Source organism: Jingyaoa shaoxingensis, from assembly GCF_014385005.1.
GTDB lineage: Bacteria > Bacillota > Clostridia > Lachnospirales > Lachnospiraceae > Marvinbryantia > Marvinbryantia shaoxingensis.
In genome coordinates this window covers 135,653-149,788 of the sequence record NZ_JACRSZ010000006.1, presented here as the reverse complement: position 1 = coordinate 149,788, position 14,136 = coordinate 135,653, and the positions used below count along the sequence as shown (strand labels likewise).

Below are 14,136 nucleotides of genomic sequence, written 5' to 3'. Positions count from 1 at the left end.
TTAAGCAGTTTAGGAGCATACTCCAATGAAAAATATGACACTGGGCAATATCGCAGAAGCCTGCAGCGGAACTTACCATGGTACGGAAGAGGCAAAAGAAAAGACGATTACAGACATTACCACTGATAGCCGGAAGGCAGGAAAAGGCAGCCTGTTTGTAGCCATCAAGGGCGAAAAAGTAGATGCACACCGGTTTATTCCGGCAGTGTTTGAGCAGGGAGCACTCTGTGTAATCTGTGAACAGGCACCGGAGCAGGCGGCAGGAGCTTACATACTGGTGGAATCATCCCTTCAGGCGATTAAGGATATTGCAGAATTTTACAGAAAACAGTTAGATATGAAAGTAGTGGGCATTACCGGAAGCGTGGGAAAGACAAGTACCAAAGAGATGATTGCTTCGGTATTGTCTGAAAAATACAGAGTACTGAAGACACTGGGGAACTTTAACAATGAACTGGGACTGCCACTCACAGTTTTCCGCCTGCGTGAAGAAGATGAGATCGCAGTTCTGGAGATGGGAATCAGCAACTTTGGCGAGATGCACCGTTTAAGCAAGATTGCCAGACCGGATATTTGTGTGATGACGAACATCGGACAGTGCCATCTGGAATTCCTGGGCGACCGGGATGGGGTACTGAGAGCCAAATCAGAGATTTTTGATTATATTGCAGAGGACGGAACCGTTATTCTTAATGGAGATGATGATAAACTCGCCACACTGCATGATGTAAAGGGAATCACACCGGTCTTTTTTGGAATTGACAGTGAGCGGAAGATCCATGCCACGAATATCCACAGTCTGGGACTGAAGGGGATCGCGTGCACCGTCTGTACCGGGCAGGGGGATTTTGATGTAACCATTCCGATCCCAGGATACCATATGGTCTATAATGCACTGGCAGGAACTGCTGTGGGACTGTCTCTTGGCATGACCACAGAAGAGATCAGGAGAGGAATCGAGAAGCTGGAATCCTTAAATGGAAGATTTCACATCATAGAGACCGGAGAATATACGGTGGTGGATGACTGTTACAATGCTAATCCGGTATCTATGAAAGCATCTCTGAATGTGCTTCACGATGCGCTGGGACGGAAAGTGGCAATACTTGGTGATATGGGAGAACTTGGTGAGAATGAAAGACAGCTTCACGAAGAAGTTGGCGTAGAAGCTGGTAAACAGGATATCCAGCTGCTGATCTGCGTGGGTGTGCTGTCAGAGTATATGGCGAAGGCAGCAAAAGAGATGAATCCGCAGATGGAAGTAGTTCATATGGATACACTGGAGGAGGCTCTGGAAGAAATTCCAAAACTGCTTCAGAAAGAGGATACCGTTCTGGTGAAGGCATCCCATTTCATGCATTTCGAAAAAATAGTAGAAGTGCTGACATCTAAATAAGGAGGATAAGAACATGAAGAAAAGAATACTGAGCAGTATCGTATTAGGTTTTGCACTGGCAGCGTGCTGTGTGATGCCGGCCATGGCAGATAGCCGCAGGGTAGTGACACTGGGGGCAGACCTGACACAGGATCAGCAGAATACCATGCTAAAATACTTTGGTGTAAATGCAGATTCTGTAGACATTATTTACATTAACAACAATGATGAAAGAAAACATCTGGGATCTTATGTTCCACTGGAACAGATCGGAACGAAGACATTCAGCTGTGCACTGGTGGCTCCAACTACCAAGGGCGGCATTCAGGTAAAGACAGCGAATTTAAGCTGGGTAACCTGTAACATGATTGCATCTACCCTTTCCACATCTGGTGTAACCAACTGTCAGGTAGTGGCAGCTTCTCCTTTCGAAGTGTCCGGTACAGGAGCACTGACCGGTGTTATCATGGCATATGAGACTGCCAGCGATGTAACCCTGGATGAAAGTAAAAAAGAACTTGCCAATGAAGAACTGGTAGCAACCGGTAATCTGGCAGATGAAGTTGGACAGAGTAAGGCAACTGCAGTCATCAATGAGACCAAGCTGCAGGTAATCGAGAATAATATTACTGATATTAGCGAGATTACCAATATTGTCAACAACATTTCCAACGATTATGATGTGACGATTTCTGATGATCAGAGTGAAGAGATTGCAGGCCTGATGCAGAAGATCGCAGAGCAGGAATATGATATCACTCAGCTCAAAGCAACACTGGAACGTGTACAGGCGAATGTGGCCGGAGATGCAGGAGCATCCGAGGAAGAACAGGCAGCGGCAGAGCAGAAGGCACAGGAAGCAGAAGCCGCAGCTGCAGAAGCAATACAGGATACTGAGAGCGAAGAAGACGGATCAGTGATCAGCATTGACGGAAGTGCGCAGGATGAGACAGAAAGTATTCTGGATACAACCGATATTTCCGCACTGGATCAGGATGGCACAACAGCATCTGAATCTACCACGACTCAGACAGTTCTGGATCAGACAGAAGCAGAAGAGGAAACAGATGACGCAACCGGTATTCCGGAAGCAACAGATGATGGAACCATTACACTGAATCCGTCTGAGGAAACAGAAGCTGCAACAGAAGCAGCTGAAGCAGAAACAGAAGCAGTAAATGTAGAAACAGAAGCAACTGATGCAGAGACAGAAGCACCTGTTGAGACCGAGAGTGAAGCAGCAGAGACTGAGGCGGTGACAGAAGAGGTAACAGAGAGCGAAGCTTCCATCACAGCAGATGACCTGGATGAAGACAGCAGGGCACTGTATGAAGAAGCAAAATCTAACCTGGATCAGGCATTTGCAGAAAGACAGGTAACAGGCGAAGACGGTACCGTAGTATATCTGACAGAAGATGCAGCAAAGAAGTTACCGGAAGCTATTGAAAAATATCTCCTGAAGGTGCTGTATGAAGGCGGAGACCAGGTGGCAATGGAAGAGGCAGAAGATCCTGAGATCCCACAGAATATCGTGGAAGATACTAAAGATCTTGCTGAAGACAAGAATTATGAAGACTCAGATCTGGTACAGGTTGACAAGTATGTAAGAAGACTGGTATTTAAGGATTCCGAAAAGATTCTGGAAGATTCCCAGCTGGAGAATAACGATGAAGAGATCGTATACCAGAATATCATGGTGATTCTGGAAGCAGCGTTCGGCGTAGAACAGCCGGATCTGGAATCAGAAGCAGCATTGGATGAAAGCGTGGCTGAAGATGTAGTTGACGATACAGCAGAAGAAGACTACGCAGAGGATTCTTATGATGACAGTCAGGAAGCAGCAGATGATGGTGAAGAAGTAGATGAGTTTGCTGACTTCGAGGAAGAAACAGGAACATTCTAGTAAAACTATGAGAAACACGCTCCGCGAGTTTCTCAAGTTATCGCGGCAGTCGCTAAGGTCTCGTGCAAGCACGGACTTTGGCTCGTTGCTCGCGTAAATCAATGGGCAGGCTGTCCGATGTTATCGGACAGCCTGCCCATTAGCTTACTTATTTTTCTGATACATTTCGGTAATCACATCTCTGGTATAAGCCCCCAGGAATTTCCGTTCTTCTTTGGAAAGTTCCTTCGGATAAATTGGCTTGCCGTATTCCAGAATCACATTTGCCGGCCGAATCCACGGCATATGATTCTCGAAGATATCATCACTGTGGCAGATTGCCATAGGAATGATCGGCGCTCCGGTCTTTTCTGCCATCTTCAGGCTTCCTTCCTTGAATGGAAGTAGCTCGTCCTGATGATTCCGGGTGCCTTCAGGATAAATACACATGGAGATACCGGCCTTCATCTGTTCCACACCCTTCAGGATGGTCTTCAGCCCCTGGCGGATATCTGTCCTGTTCAAAAACAGACAGTAGAGACGTCTCATCCAGTTGGACAGAAGAGGAATCTTCTCCAGATTGTCTTTGGCGACAAATCCGGTCAGGTCAGGACAGCGGCTGTAGGCAGTAACCACATCAAAATAACTTCTGTGATTTCCCACGTACAGGACCGTTTCGTCTTTTGGAATATTCTCTTCGCCAATGACAGTCAGGTGAGAACCCGTTTCCCAGAAAATTAGCCTGAATACTCCCTGAATAATACGCAGGGAAGAAATATCTCTTGCACGGGGATTGAATTTCCCGATAATCCATTCGATGATCAGCACCGGAATGGAAAGGATCAGGAAAAGTACAATCGTCAGCGCAACAATCACTAATCGTATCATGATCGTATCCTTTCTCAAATATTTAATTATAATCTGGTTCTGTACCAGTATACCGAAAAACCACAGATCTTGCAATGGAAAAGAGGGTGATATTCTTCCGGTATTTCTCATAAAAATAATAAAAAAGAAAAGGTGGGGGATCTGTATGACTTTTTTGAGGAAGTATGGAAGATGGATGTTACTGACTGTAGTGTTACTGCTGCTTGCCGGATGTGGACAGCAACAGCCGGAGGGAAAAATACGGGATCTGGAATGCAGTGTACTGGATGAAGATGAGATTCCACAGCCTCTGGCAGATGTGATTGAAGAAAACAAAAGCAAAGAGATGAAGCTCAGTTATGAGAAAGATGGATACCTGTATATTACAAGAGGATTCGGTGAGCAGAAAACCGGGGGTTACAGTATCCGGGAGAACTACTGCTATCTGGCAGAGGACGGGGTGCATGTGCAGTTTGAACTGCTGGGGCCTCCGGCAGGAGAAACACCGCCAGAAGAAGTAACCTATCCTTATATTGTGGTAAGAACAGAGATGGAAGGACAGAATATTATTTTTGAGTAAAAGCAGGAGGCGGGGCCATGGAATTATTGAAGAAGAATATCAGAATGTTTGCCGAGACAGAAAAAGTAACAGATCAGATAACTGTGGAAGAGGACTGTATTGTTCCGGACAGTCTGCCGGATGCCGGTAAGATTGTGTGGAAAAAGGCATTCATCCGTATGGAAGATATGCAGGCAGATGAAGGAAGAGTCACTTTGAATGGACAGCTCAGGGTACAGATCCTCTATCTGGATGACACGACAGAGCATGGACTGCATCAGATCGAGGACATCATTCCGTTTCAAAAGACACAGATGCTGGGGGAACAGTCAACAAAAGAGAATACCCAAGTCATCTGGAAACTGGAAGACATTACCGTCTCCATGATTAATTCCAGAAAAATGGGAATCCATGGACTGATCAGCTTTCAGTTCACTGTGGAAGAAAGCAGAGATGTGCAGGCAGTGGTGGAGATACACGGAGTCTCTGATGTGAGTATCTGCAGAAAGAAAATGGAACTTCTGGAACTGAAGCATCAGAAAAAAGATGTATTCCGTATAAAGGAGAATCTGACGCTGCCTTCCGGTAAACCGACCATTTCACAGATTCTGTGGGATACCATGCAGCTTCGGGGCATAGAGATTCGTCCTTCAGAGGGAAAACTGGAGATCAAAGGTGAGATGTTCCTTTTTCTCCTATATGAGGGGGAAAATGCCGGCATTCAGTGGACGGAATCCGTGGTGCCATTTCAGGGAACACTGGAATATCCACAGGCACAATCCGATATTCTGTGCAGAGTCGAAGTACAGATGGAGCATTATAAGATTACACCGGAAAATGACTACGACGGAGAACGGCGGCAGATTCTGACAGAAGCCACACTGAATCTGGACATTCATCTCTATGAAGAAGAAAGTGCTGATATTCTGGAAGATGTGTATTCACCGGTGAAAGAACTGCTTCCTGTGAAGGAAGAGCAGCCATTTGAAAGCCTTCTGGTGAAACGCAATTTCCATATAAAGATAAAAGGCAGACTGAAACTGGGTGCCAGCCAGCCCAGAATACTTCAGATCTGTAGCAGCGTGGGAGAGGGCAGTATGGATGATATCCGGGTGACAGAAAAAGGGCTTGTCATAGAAGGGGCGGTGCTGATCAGTACGCTGTATGTGTCTTCTGATGACCGGATACCGTATGCCGTTCTGGAAGATGCGGTTCCTTTCCAGCAGACCGTGGAAGTCCCGGGGCTGAATGAGAACAGTCGTTATCAGGTTCAGAATTATGTAGAACAATTATCGGTGAATATGCTGGACAGTGAAACACTGGAGGCAAGCGTAGCTTTATCTGTAGATTTGTTTGTGGTGGAGCTGCATAAGGAAGCGTGTATGACAGAAGTGGAGATACAGGAAATGGATCTGAAAAAGTTGCAGGATCTGCCCGGCATCGTCGGGTATATTGTTCAGCCGGAGGATACCCTGTGGAGTATTGCAAAACAATATTACACCACGCCGGAGAAGATCTGTGCACTGAATCAGATCGAGGAAAAAGATGTCAGACCGGGAATGGGTCTGGTGATTGTAAAAACTGTTTTATCAAACTAACTAAGCGGATTGACAATCAGAAAAAAAATGATAGAATAAAGGCATAACTGTATACAATGTACGAGGGGAATACACATGAGAGAAATAAAACTGAAAGCGAGAGCGAAAATCAATCTTGGACTGGACGTAGTACGGAAAAGAGAAGATGGCTATCATGAAGTACGAATGATTATGCAGATGATCAATCTGTATGACAGGATCACTCTGCGAAGGAGTACAGAGCCTGGAATCCGTGTTACTACGAATCTTCCTTATCTCCCGGTGAACGAGGACAATCTGGTGTACCGTGCAGCGAAGCTGCTCATGGAGGAATTTAAGGTTACCGTAGGTGCAGAGATAGAGCTTCAGAAGTACATTCCGGTAGCAGCAGGCATGGCAGGAGGAAGCTCTGATGCAGCAGCTGTTATGGTAGGAGTGAACAGAATCTTTCATCTGGGACTGACGAAAAAGCAATTAATGGAGCGTGGTGTAAAGATCGGTGCAGATGTTCCGTTCTGTATCATGAGAGGAACAGCACTGGCAGAGGGAATCGGAGAAGTGCTTACCCCACTTCCGGCTATGCCACACTGCAGTCTGGTGATTGCAAAACCGAAGATTCATGTATCAACTAAATTTGTATACGGTAATCTGAAGGCCAGTGAGCTGAAGGAGCATCCGGATATTGACGGGCAGGTGCAGGCACTGCGGGAAGGCAGCCTGGAACAGCTTGTGGCGAAGATGGGCAATGTTCTGGAGACCGTAACGGTTCCGGCCTATCCAGTGATCGATGAGATAAAGAGAACCATGCTGAAAAACGATGCCATGGGTGCTATGATGAGCGGAAGTGGTCCGACTGTATTCGGTATATTCGAACGGGAAGAACGAGCACAGGAAGTCTGTCGGTTACTGAAAAAAGAAGGCGCGGCAAAACAGGTATATCTGGTGCGCCAGTAGGATCAGATACCAGAAAAGTACGGAGGGAAAAAGATGGAAAATTTTCAGGTAGAAATGAACGAATATCTTCCTTTACGTGATGTGGTATTTCAGACACTGCGAAATGCCATCTTGAAGGGAGAATTAAAACCCGGTGAGAGGCTGATGGAGATTCAGCTTGCACAGAAGCTTGGTGTCAGCCGTACACCGGTCAGAGAAGCACTCAGAAAGCTGGAATTGGAAGGTCTTGTCATTATGATTCCAAGAAGAGGCGCCATTGTGGCAGACATCACAGTGCAGGATCTGAATGATGTGTTGGAAGTGCGTCAGGCACTGGAGGAACTGGCAGTGCGCAAGGCATGCGACTGCGCTACGGATGAACAGCTAAAAGCATTAAAACAAGCAGCCAATGATTTTAAACGATGCACAGAGAGCGAAGATCTGCTGGGCTGCGTGGAAGCAGATATGGAATTCCATGAGATCATCTACGCTGCAACCAATAACAAGAGACTGCAGCAGATGCTGCTGAATCTGAGGGAGCAGATGTACCGTTACCGCATGGAATATATGAAGGATAAAAGAATGTATAAGCTGCTGATTGATGAGCATGATGCCATTCGAAAGGCGATCAAGAAAAAAGACAAAGAAAAAGCTGGCATGATTATGAAGACTCACATTATAAACCAGCAGGAAGCCATTGAACGGAATCTGGACCGGACAGAATAAAAGAAAACGGGGTGCGGCATTTGCCACACCCTGTAACTTTTTTACTTCATATCTGTTCAGTACCTTCACAATGGGTTCTGAACAGTTATTTTACTTCAATCAGTTCATACTCGTCTGTACCGAGCCCGAGTTTCTTGGCATGCTCGATACAGCTTACCCAGTTGGTATCCGGATGGCTCATATGGAAATGATCGTGATGTCTGCTTTCTTCCTCGTTGGCATGGACATGTTCTTCCAGAACGCTTCCGTGGATAATCGGCTGGGCATTGACAGCATCTGCACAGGCTTTGTCCAGTGCAACCGGGTCGAAGGATGCGAACATACCCACATCCGGAACGATCGGAAGGTCATTTTCTGCATGGCAGTCACAGTTTGGTGAAACATCCATAACCAGGCTGATATGAAAAGCCGGACGGTTGTTGATGACTGCTTTGGAATACTCGGCAATCTTACAGTTCAGGATATCATTGGCTTCATCACTGGCAGCCAGTACGGCATCCTTCGGACAGACACCGATACAGCGCCCGCAGCCCACACATTTATTATGATTGATAGAAGCTTTTTTGTCAGTAACGACAGCTGCGCTGTGAGCACAGATTCTGGTACATGCACCACATCCGATACAGAGATCCTGGTCAACATGAGGCTTTCCGGCACTGTGCATTTCCATCTTTCCGGCGCGGGATCCACATCCCATACCGATATTTTTCAGGGTACCGCCAAATCCGGTTGCTTCGTGCCCTTTGAAATGGGTGAGTGTCAGGAAAATATCGGCATCCATGATGGCACGTCCGATCTTGGCTTCTTTGACATATTCACCGCCTTCAACAGGAACGAGCACATCATCGGTTCCTTTCAGGCCGTCGCCGATCAGAATATGGCATCCGGTAGTATATGGAGTGAATCCGTTCAGATAGGCACTCTCGATATGATCCAGTGCATTCTTGCGTCCGCCTACATAGAGGGTATTACAGTCTGTCAGATAGGGTTTTCCACCCAGTTCTTTTACAAGATCTGCAATAGTTCTTGCATAATTTGGGCGTAAAAAAGCCAGGTTACCAGGTTCACCGAAATGAATTTTGATTGCAACATATTTGTTTTCGAAATCAATGTTGGAGATGCCGGCCTTCTTCACAAGTTTTGTCAGCTTCTGTTGAAGATTGGTACTCGTGCCGGTACGCAGGTTGGTAAAATATACTTTTGATGCTTCCATGAAGCTACCTCCTTTTCAAAATATGTTTTTATTATAAACATTGAATGGGGGGTTGTCAAAATGAACAATAACCACAGGCAGAAAATTAGGGGAAGCGGTGAGAAAAAACTGGAAGTGAACAAATACCCATGCTATACTGAAAGCTGAAATGCCAGGGGCATTTATAATTATCTGTAGTTTTACGGAGAACAGACATGTTGAAATTAGGAAATCATTTATCATCATCAAAAGGATATAAAGCAATGGGTGAAGCGGCAGTAAAACTGGGTGCCAATACCTTTGCTTTTTTTACGAGGAATCCACGAGGCGGAAAGGCAAAAGAGATCAATCCATCTGATGTGGAGGCATTTCTTCAGCTGGCGCAGGAACAGGGACTGCAAAGACTGGTAGCACATGCACCATATACTCTGAATCCCTGCTCAGCAGATCCGGATCTTCGGGAATTCGCCAGAAATACCTTTGCAGATGACTTGAAACGTATGGAATATACACCGGGGAATTATTATAATTTTCATCCGGGCAGTCACGTGAAGCAGGGAACGGAAACGGGAATCACTTTCATAGCAGAGATGCTGAATGGAGTGCTTACTGAGGAACAGACAACCACAGTACTTCTGGAGACTATGTCCGGAAAGGGTACTGAAGTGGGACGAAGCTTTGAAGAACTGCGTGCTATTCTTGACAGAGTAGAGTGCCAGGAGAAGATGGGTGTCTGTCTGGATACCTGCCATGTATGGGACGGTGGATATGACATTGTAAATGATCTGGACGGGGTACTGTCAGAATTCGACCGGATCATTGGTCTGGAGCGCCTGAAGGCAATTCATCTGAATGACAGCCTGAATGATCTTGACAGTCACAAGGACCGGCATGCCAGAATTGGTGAGGGAAAGATCGGACTGGAAGCACTGGTACGAGTGATCAATCATCCGGAACTGCGGGAACTGCCGTTTATTCTGGAGACACCAAATGATGATGCAGGATATGCAGCAGAGATAGCTTTGCTGAAATCAAAATATATAGAATAATAGTAGTAGAAAGAGTGAGTAGAATTTGAATACGACAGAGATTTTGCAGAGACTTGAGAAAAAAGAAATTACTATAGAAGAAGCGGAAAAACTGTTAAAGGCAGAGACAGCGACGGATGAACTGGAGTATGCCAACATAGATTATGAAAGAGAAGAACGTACCGGTGTGCCGGAAGTGATCTACTGTGCCGGCAAAACAGCAGTACAGGTGCGTGGAATCGTACAGAATATGCGTGAACACGGGCAGAAGCATATTCTCGGTACCAGATGCAGCAGAGAAAAATATGAAGCTGCAAAAGAAGTATGTCCGGAATTGGAATATGAGGAACTGTCACGGATTATGATTTATCAGCCGGAACCATTTCCATTAAACAAAGGAAAGATTCTGATTGCCTGTGCGGGTACATCGGATCTGCCGGTGGCAAAGGAGGCAGCCCTGACAGCCAGATTCCTTGGAAATGAGGTAGAAGAAGTATATGACGTAGGAGTAGCAGGGATCCACCGCCTGTTTGCCAGAATGGATACGATTGAGAGTGCCAGTGTAATTGTGGCAGTGGCAGGTATGGAAGGTGCACTTGCTTCTGTGATTGGCGGTCTGACGGACAAGCCGGTGATCGCGGTACCGACATCTGTGGGATATGGTGCAAATCTGGGGGGTGTGACCGCCCTGCTTGCCATGCTGAACAGCTGTGCCAGCGGTGTCAGCGTGGTGAATATTGATAACGGCTTCGGAGCCGGTTATATGGCACACAGCATTAATTGTCTGACTGGAAAGCGAGAGGAGAAATAAGTGAAAGAATTAAAGAAGATATTGTATTTTGACTGTTCTTCCGGAATCAGCGGAGATATGACGCTGGGAGCTCTGATTGATCTTGGGGCGGATAAAGAACAGTTCCTGGCGGAACTGAAAAAACTGAACCTGGAAGGATATAAGATCGCATTTGAGACCACTCAGAGAAATGCAATTACAGCTACCCATGTAAATGTAATTCTCACAGAACAGGAAGAGGACCATACACACAGTCATGATCGTGAGCACATGCACGATCATGGACATGAGCATGACCACAGTGAAATGCATGACCATGAACATATGCATGATCACAACCACGATCACGGGTATACACATACACATGCACATGGACATTTTCACCGGAGTTTCCGGGATATCCGCAGGATGATTCAGGACAGCAGCCTGGAGGAAGAAGTAAAAGATTTGTCCCTTCGTATTTTTACCAGAGTGGCACAGGCAGAGGCGAAAGTGCATCATAAAGATGTGGAAGAAGTACAGTTCCACGAAGTAGGCGCTGTGGATTCTATTGTGGATATTGTAGGAAGTGCCATCCTGATCCATATGCTTCAACCGGATCGGATTTGCGCATCCGTGGTGCAGGATGGACATGGATTTATCCACTGCCAGCATGGAATGTTATCCGTGCCGGTACCGGCAGTCTGTGAGATCTTTTCTGCATCCAATGCAGTGATTCATCAGATTGATGTAGATACGGAGCTGGTGACTCCGACGGGAGCAGCTATTATCTCAGAACTGGCAGAGAGTTTTGGTACTATGCCATCCATGAAGATTGAGAAGATGGGATGGGGAGCAGGAACCAAGGTGTTAAAGATTCCGAATCTCCTGAAGGTGACACTTGGCTATGAAGCACAGGAATCTTCAGATTATACACAGACAGACGAGATCATGGTTATGCAGTCTAATCTGGATGACTGTACCGGCGAGATGCTTGGGGAAGCCATGGAAGTGTTGCTGGAACATGGGGCACTGGATGTATTCTATACTCCGATCTATATGAAAAAGAACCGGCCGGCATGGTGTTTGACTGTATTGGCCAGGCCGGAAGATGTACCAGAGATGGAAAAACTGATGTTTGAACATACTACAACCATAGGAATTCGAAGATACTTAAGCCAGCGAACCATTCTGAAAAGAGAAAAAAGCAGTGTGCAGACTCCATACGGAGAACTTCAGGTAAAGAGAGTGAAACTGGAAGACGGGTACCGTGAGTACCCGGAATATGAAAGTGCGAAGAGACTGGCTGTTGAAACTGGTAAATCGTTATGGGAGATCTTAAATCATGAAGGAAAATCTGGAGAGCTTGTATGAAAAAGCAGTAATGATTGCGCAGGAAGCACACAAAGGACAGCTGGATAAGGGAGGGAATCCCTATATTGAACATCCACTGTATGTGGCTTCTCAGGTGGAGACACCGGAACTGAAAATGATTGCAGTTTTGCACGATACCCTGGAGGACAGTAATCTGACAGCAGATGATCTGAAGGAAGCAGGTCTGCCGGAAGAGGTCGTTGAAGCAATTGCTGTTTTGACCCATGAAGACGGGAATGAAGAAGCTTATCTGGATTATATCCGGAGGGTAGCCGATAACAAAATGGCTGCAAGAGTAAAGAAAGAGGATCTGAAGCACAATATGGACATGTCAAGAATTCTGAACCCTACAGAAAAAGATCGGAAAAGGCGTGCCAAATATGAAAAAGCACTGCAGTTGCTGGAAGAACTGACAAAAGTGGAATAAGAAAGGATGATTCAGAACCCGATAAAGAGCTCTGGGCAGGTTAAAAGAAGGAACAGAAGATACATGAAAGCAAGAAAATGGAAAAGACGGGTGCTGTGGCTGCTGTTGATTCTTATAGTCATTGCAGGTGCAGGTGTGACGATAGCAATGAATCTGGCAGAAAAGAATCTGGCAGAAAAGAAAACGGAAGTACAGACAGAGGGAAAAGAGAGCGAGACTGGGAACGCAGCAGCGAAGAAAACCTATAAAGTAGAAAAACCGGAAGTGTCAGAGCAGCTGCTGACTGTGAATGATTATTCCAGACCGGGGGAGAAGACGGACGCAACAAAATATATAGTGATTCATTATCTGGGGAATCCAAAGACAACTGCGCAGGAAAATCATGATTATTTCGAAAGTCTGAAAGATCTGCAGAACTGTTATATGAGTGCTAATTACATAGTGGGACTGGAAGGCGAGATTATCCAGTGCGTACCGGACAACGAAGTGGCATATGCTTCTAATCAGGAAAATCATGAGTCGATCTCTATAGAGAACTGTCATCTGGACAGTACCGGAAAGTTTTTGAAAGATACGTATATTTCACTGGTGAAACTGACTGCATATCTGACAGAGACTTACAACCTGGGAAGAAACCAGATTATCCGCCATCATGATGTGACAGGTAAGGATTGTCCACTTTATTATACCGAGCATGAAGATTACTGGGAAGATTTTCGTGATGATGTTATGACTTATCGTGACCTGTGCAAGAAGCAGGAAGTAACAGATGAAGAACTGGAAAAACTTCTGAAAGGAATAGCACACACCTATCAGGATAAGTCAGAAGCAGAAGATGAGGAAAGAGAAAGCGAAGAGAAAGAAAGTGAAGAGGAAAGAAACGGAAGGGATGAATATTATGAAGAAGACTTTGTAAGCAGGCTGGATCAGACAGAAAGCTATACACCGGATACTTCTTATACACCGGATACATCCTATACGTCAGATACCTCTTATACACCGGACACATCCTATACGCCAGATACCTCTTATACACCGGACACATCCTATACGCCAGACACCTCCTATACACCGGACACTTCTTATACGCCAGACACATCCTATACGCCAGACACCTCTTATACGCCGGACACGTCCCAGACACCGGATACTTCTGATACATCAGACAGTCAGGATACGACCGGAGCTGGAGACGATGGAAGCACAGATATATCTGGAGATACGGGAGACAATGGAAATTCAGATGCATCCGGAGATACCGGAAGTGATGCAGGTGTGGATACAGGAGATGACGGAAGCAGTGTTCCGGCAGATAATTCCGGAGATGATGCGGGAGACAGCGCGGCAGAAGATACTGCGGAAGTAGTAGAGGTGGAAGATATAGAAACGGCAGAATAGCTAAAAAAGCTGGCAGAGAAACGAAAAAA

The 14,136-nt window shown here is 45.8% G+C and carries 13 protein-coding genes; 11 read left to right on the top strand and 2 right to left on the bottom strand.

All coding sequences use genetic code 11. The annotated features are described in order from the left end of the window. The first annotated feature begins 25 nt into the window (after positions 1-25). Together H8716_RS07510 and H8716_RS07505 are read left to right on the top strand one after the other, a co-directional pair. Positions 26-1,396, top strand: a complete 1,371-nt coding sequence (locus tag H8716_RS07510) for a UDP-N-acetylmuramoyl-tripeptide--D-alanyl-D-alanine ligase (RefSeq protein WP_249307954.1) — start codon at positions 26-28, stop codon at positions 1,394-1,396. 13 nt (positions 1,397-1,409) lie between these two features. Further along, the gene (locus tag H8716_RS07505; RefSeq protein ID WP_249307953.1) at positions 1,410-3,278 is read left to right on the top strand and encodes a DUF1002 domain-containing protein; all 1,869 of its coding nucleotides are present in this window, start codon (positions 1,410-1,412) and stop codon (positions 3,276-3,278) included. A gap of 144 nt (positions 3,279-3,422) precedes the next feature. On the opposite strand, the gene H8716_RS07500 is transcribed toward H8716_RS07505, so the two are convergent. After that, positions 3,423-4,145: a lysophospholipid acyltransferase family protein gene (locus tag H8716_RS07500; protein WP_249307952.1), complete on the bottom strand. Its 723-nt coding sequence runs from the start codon at positions 4,143-4,145 to the stop codon at positions 3,423-3,425. A 145-nt stretch (positions 4,146-4,290) separates the two neighbouring features. On the opposite strand from H8716_RS07500, the gene H8716_RS07495 reads away from it, so the two are divergent. From H8716_RS07495 to H8716_RS07480, 4 genes are all read left to right on the top strand, one after another. Continuing rightward, complete coding sequence (locus H8716_RS07495) at positions 4,291-4,704, top strand: protease complex subunit PrcB family protein (protein WP_249307951.1); 414 nt, start codon at positions 4,291-4,293, stop codon at positions 4,702-4,704. 17 nt (positions 4,705-4,721) lie between these two features. After that, positions 4,722-6,281 (top strand): DUF3794 and LysM peptidoglycan-binding domain-containing protein, encoded by a 1,560-nt coding sequence (locus H8716_RS07490; RefSeq protein ID WP_249307950.1) that lies wholly within the window; start codon positions 4,722-4,724, stop codon positions 6,279-6,281. Positions 6,282-6,356: 75 nt separating this feature from the next. Then, positions 6,357-7,214, top strand: a complete 858-nt coding sequence (gene ispE / locus H8716_RS07485; protein WP_249307949.1) for a 4-(cytidine 5'-diphospho)-2-C-methyl-D-erythritol kinase — start codon at positions 6,357-6,359, stop codon at positions 7,212-7,214. Between the two features lie 33 nt (positions 7,215-7,247). Continuing rightward, positions 7,248-7,919 (top strand): GntR family transcriptional regulator, encoded by a 672-nt coding sequence (locus tag H8716_RS07480; protein WP_249307948.1) that lies wholly within the window; start codon positions 7,248-7,250, stop codon positions 7,917-7,919. Between the two features lie 85 nt (positions 7,920-8,004). On the opposite strand, the gene H8716_RS07475 is transcribed toward H8716_RS07480, so the two are convergent. Beyond that, complete coding sequence (locus H8716_RS07475) at positions 8,005-9,132, bottom strand: DUF362 domain-containing protein (protein WP_249307947.1); 1,128 nt, start codon at positions 9,130-9,132, stop codon at positions 8,005-8,007. Between the two features lie 194 nt (positions 9,133-9,326). Here H8716_RS07475 and H8716_RS07470 point away from each other — a divergent pair, with 194 nt between their 5' ends. The 5 genes from H8716_RS07470 (at position 9,327) to H8716_RS07450 (ending at position 14,107) form a co-directional block, all read left to right on the top strand. Beyond that, complete coding sequence (locus H8716_RS07470; protein ID WP_249307946.1) at positions 9,327-10,160, top strand: deoxyribonuclease IV; 834 nt, start codon at positions 9,327-9,329, stop codon at positions 10,158-10,160. A gap of 25 nt (positions 10,161-10,185) precedes the next feature. Continuing rightward, positions 10,186-10,950, top strand: coding sequence for a nickel pincer cofactor biosynthesis protein LarB (larB, locus tag H8716_RS07465; protein WP_249307945.1), 765 nt, complete (start codon positions 10,186-10,188; stop codon positions 10,948-10,950). Beyond that, positions 10,951-12,282 (top strand): nickel pincer cofactor biosynthesis protein LarC, encoded by a 1,332-nt coding sequence (gene larC / locus H8716_RS07460; protein WP_249307944.1) that lies wholly within the window; start codon positions 10,951-10,953, stop codon positions 12,280-12,282. Further along, positions 12,254-12,709 (top strand): GTP pyrophosphokinase, encoded by a 456-nt coding sequence (locus tag H8716_RS07455; RefSeq protein ID WP_249307943.1) that lies wholly within the window; start codon positions 12,254-12,256, stop codon positions 12,707-12,709. Before larC ends, H8716_RS07455 begins: the two co-directional genes overlap by 29 nt. A 63-nt stretch (positions 12,710-12,772) precedes the next feature. Beyond that, entirely contained in the window at positions 12,773-14,107 is a 1,335-nt protein-coding gene (locus H8716_RS07450) for a peptidoglycan recognition protein family protein (protein WP_249307942.1), read from the top strand. Positions 14,108-14,136: the final 29 nt, after the last annotated feature.

What these genes read in the sequence shown, in the direction of transcription:
- H8716_RS07510 (WP_249307954.1), top strand. Translation starts at nt 26, where the DNA reads ATGAAAAATATGACACTGGGCAATATCGCAGAAGCCTGCAGCGGAACT.
- H8716_RS07505 (WP_249307953.1), top strand. Translation starts at nt 1,410, where the DNA reads ATGAAGAAAAGAATACTGAGCAGTATCGTATTAGGTTTTGCACTGGCA.
- H8716_RS07500 (WP_249307952.1), bottom strand. Translation starts at nt 4,145, where the DNA reads ATGATACGATTAGTGATTGTTGCGCTGACGATTGTACTTTTCCTGATC.
- H8716_RS07495 (WP_249307951.1), top strand. Translation starts at nt 4,291, where the DNA reads ATGACTTTTTTGAGGAAGTATGGAAGATGGATGTTACTGACTGTAGTG.
- H8716_RS07490 (WP_249307950.1), top strand. Translation starts at nt 4,722, where the DNA reads ATGGAATTATTGAAGAAGAATATCAGAATGTTTGCCGAGACAGAAAAA.
- ispE (WP_249307949.1), top strand. Translation starts at nt 6,357, where the DNA reads ATGAGAGAAATAAAACTGAAAGCGAGAGCGAAAATCAATCTTGGACTG.
- H8716_RS07480 (WP_249307948.1), top strand. Translation starts at nt 7,248, where the DNA reads ATGGAAAATTTTCAGGTAGAAATGAACGAATATCTTCCTTTACGTGAT.
- H8716_RS07475 (WP_249307947.1), bottom strand. Translation starts at nt 9,132, where the DNA reads ATGGAAGCATCAAAAGTATATTTTACCAACCTGCGTACCGGCACGAGT.
- H8716_RS07470 (WP_249307946.1), top strand. Translation starts at nt 9,327, where the DNA reads ATGTTGAAATTAGGAAATCATTTATCATCATCAAAAGGATATAAAGCA.
- H8716_RS07455 (WP_249307943.1), top strand. Translation starts at nt 12,254, where the DNA reads ATGAAGGAAAATCTGGAGAGCTTGTATGAAAAAGCAGTAATGATTGCG.
- H8716_RS07450 (WP_249307942.1), top strand. Translation starts at nt 12,773, where the DNA reads ATGAAAGCAAGAAAATGGAAAAGACGGGTGCTGTGGCTGCTGTTGATT.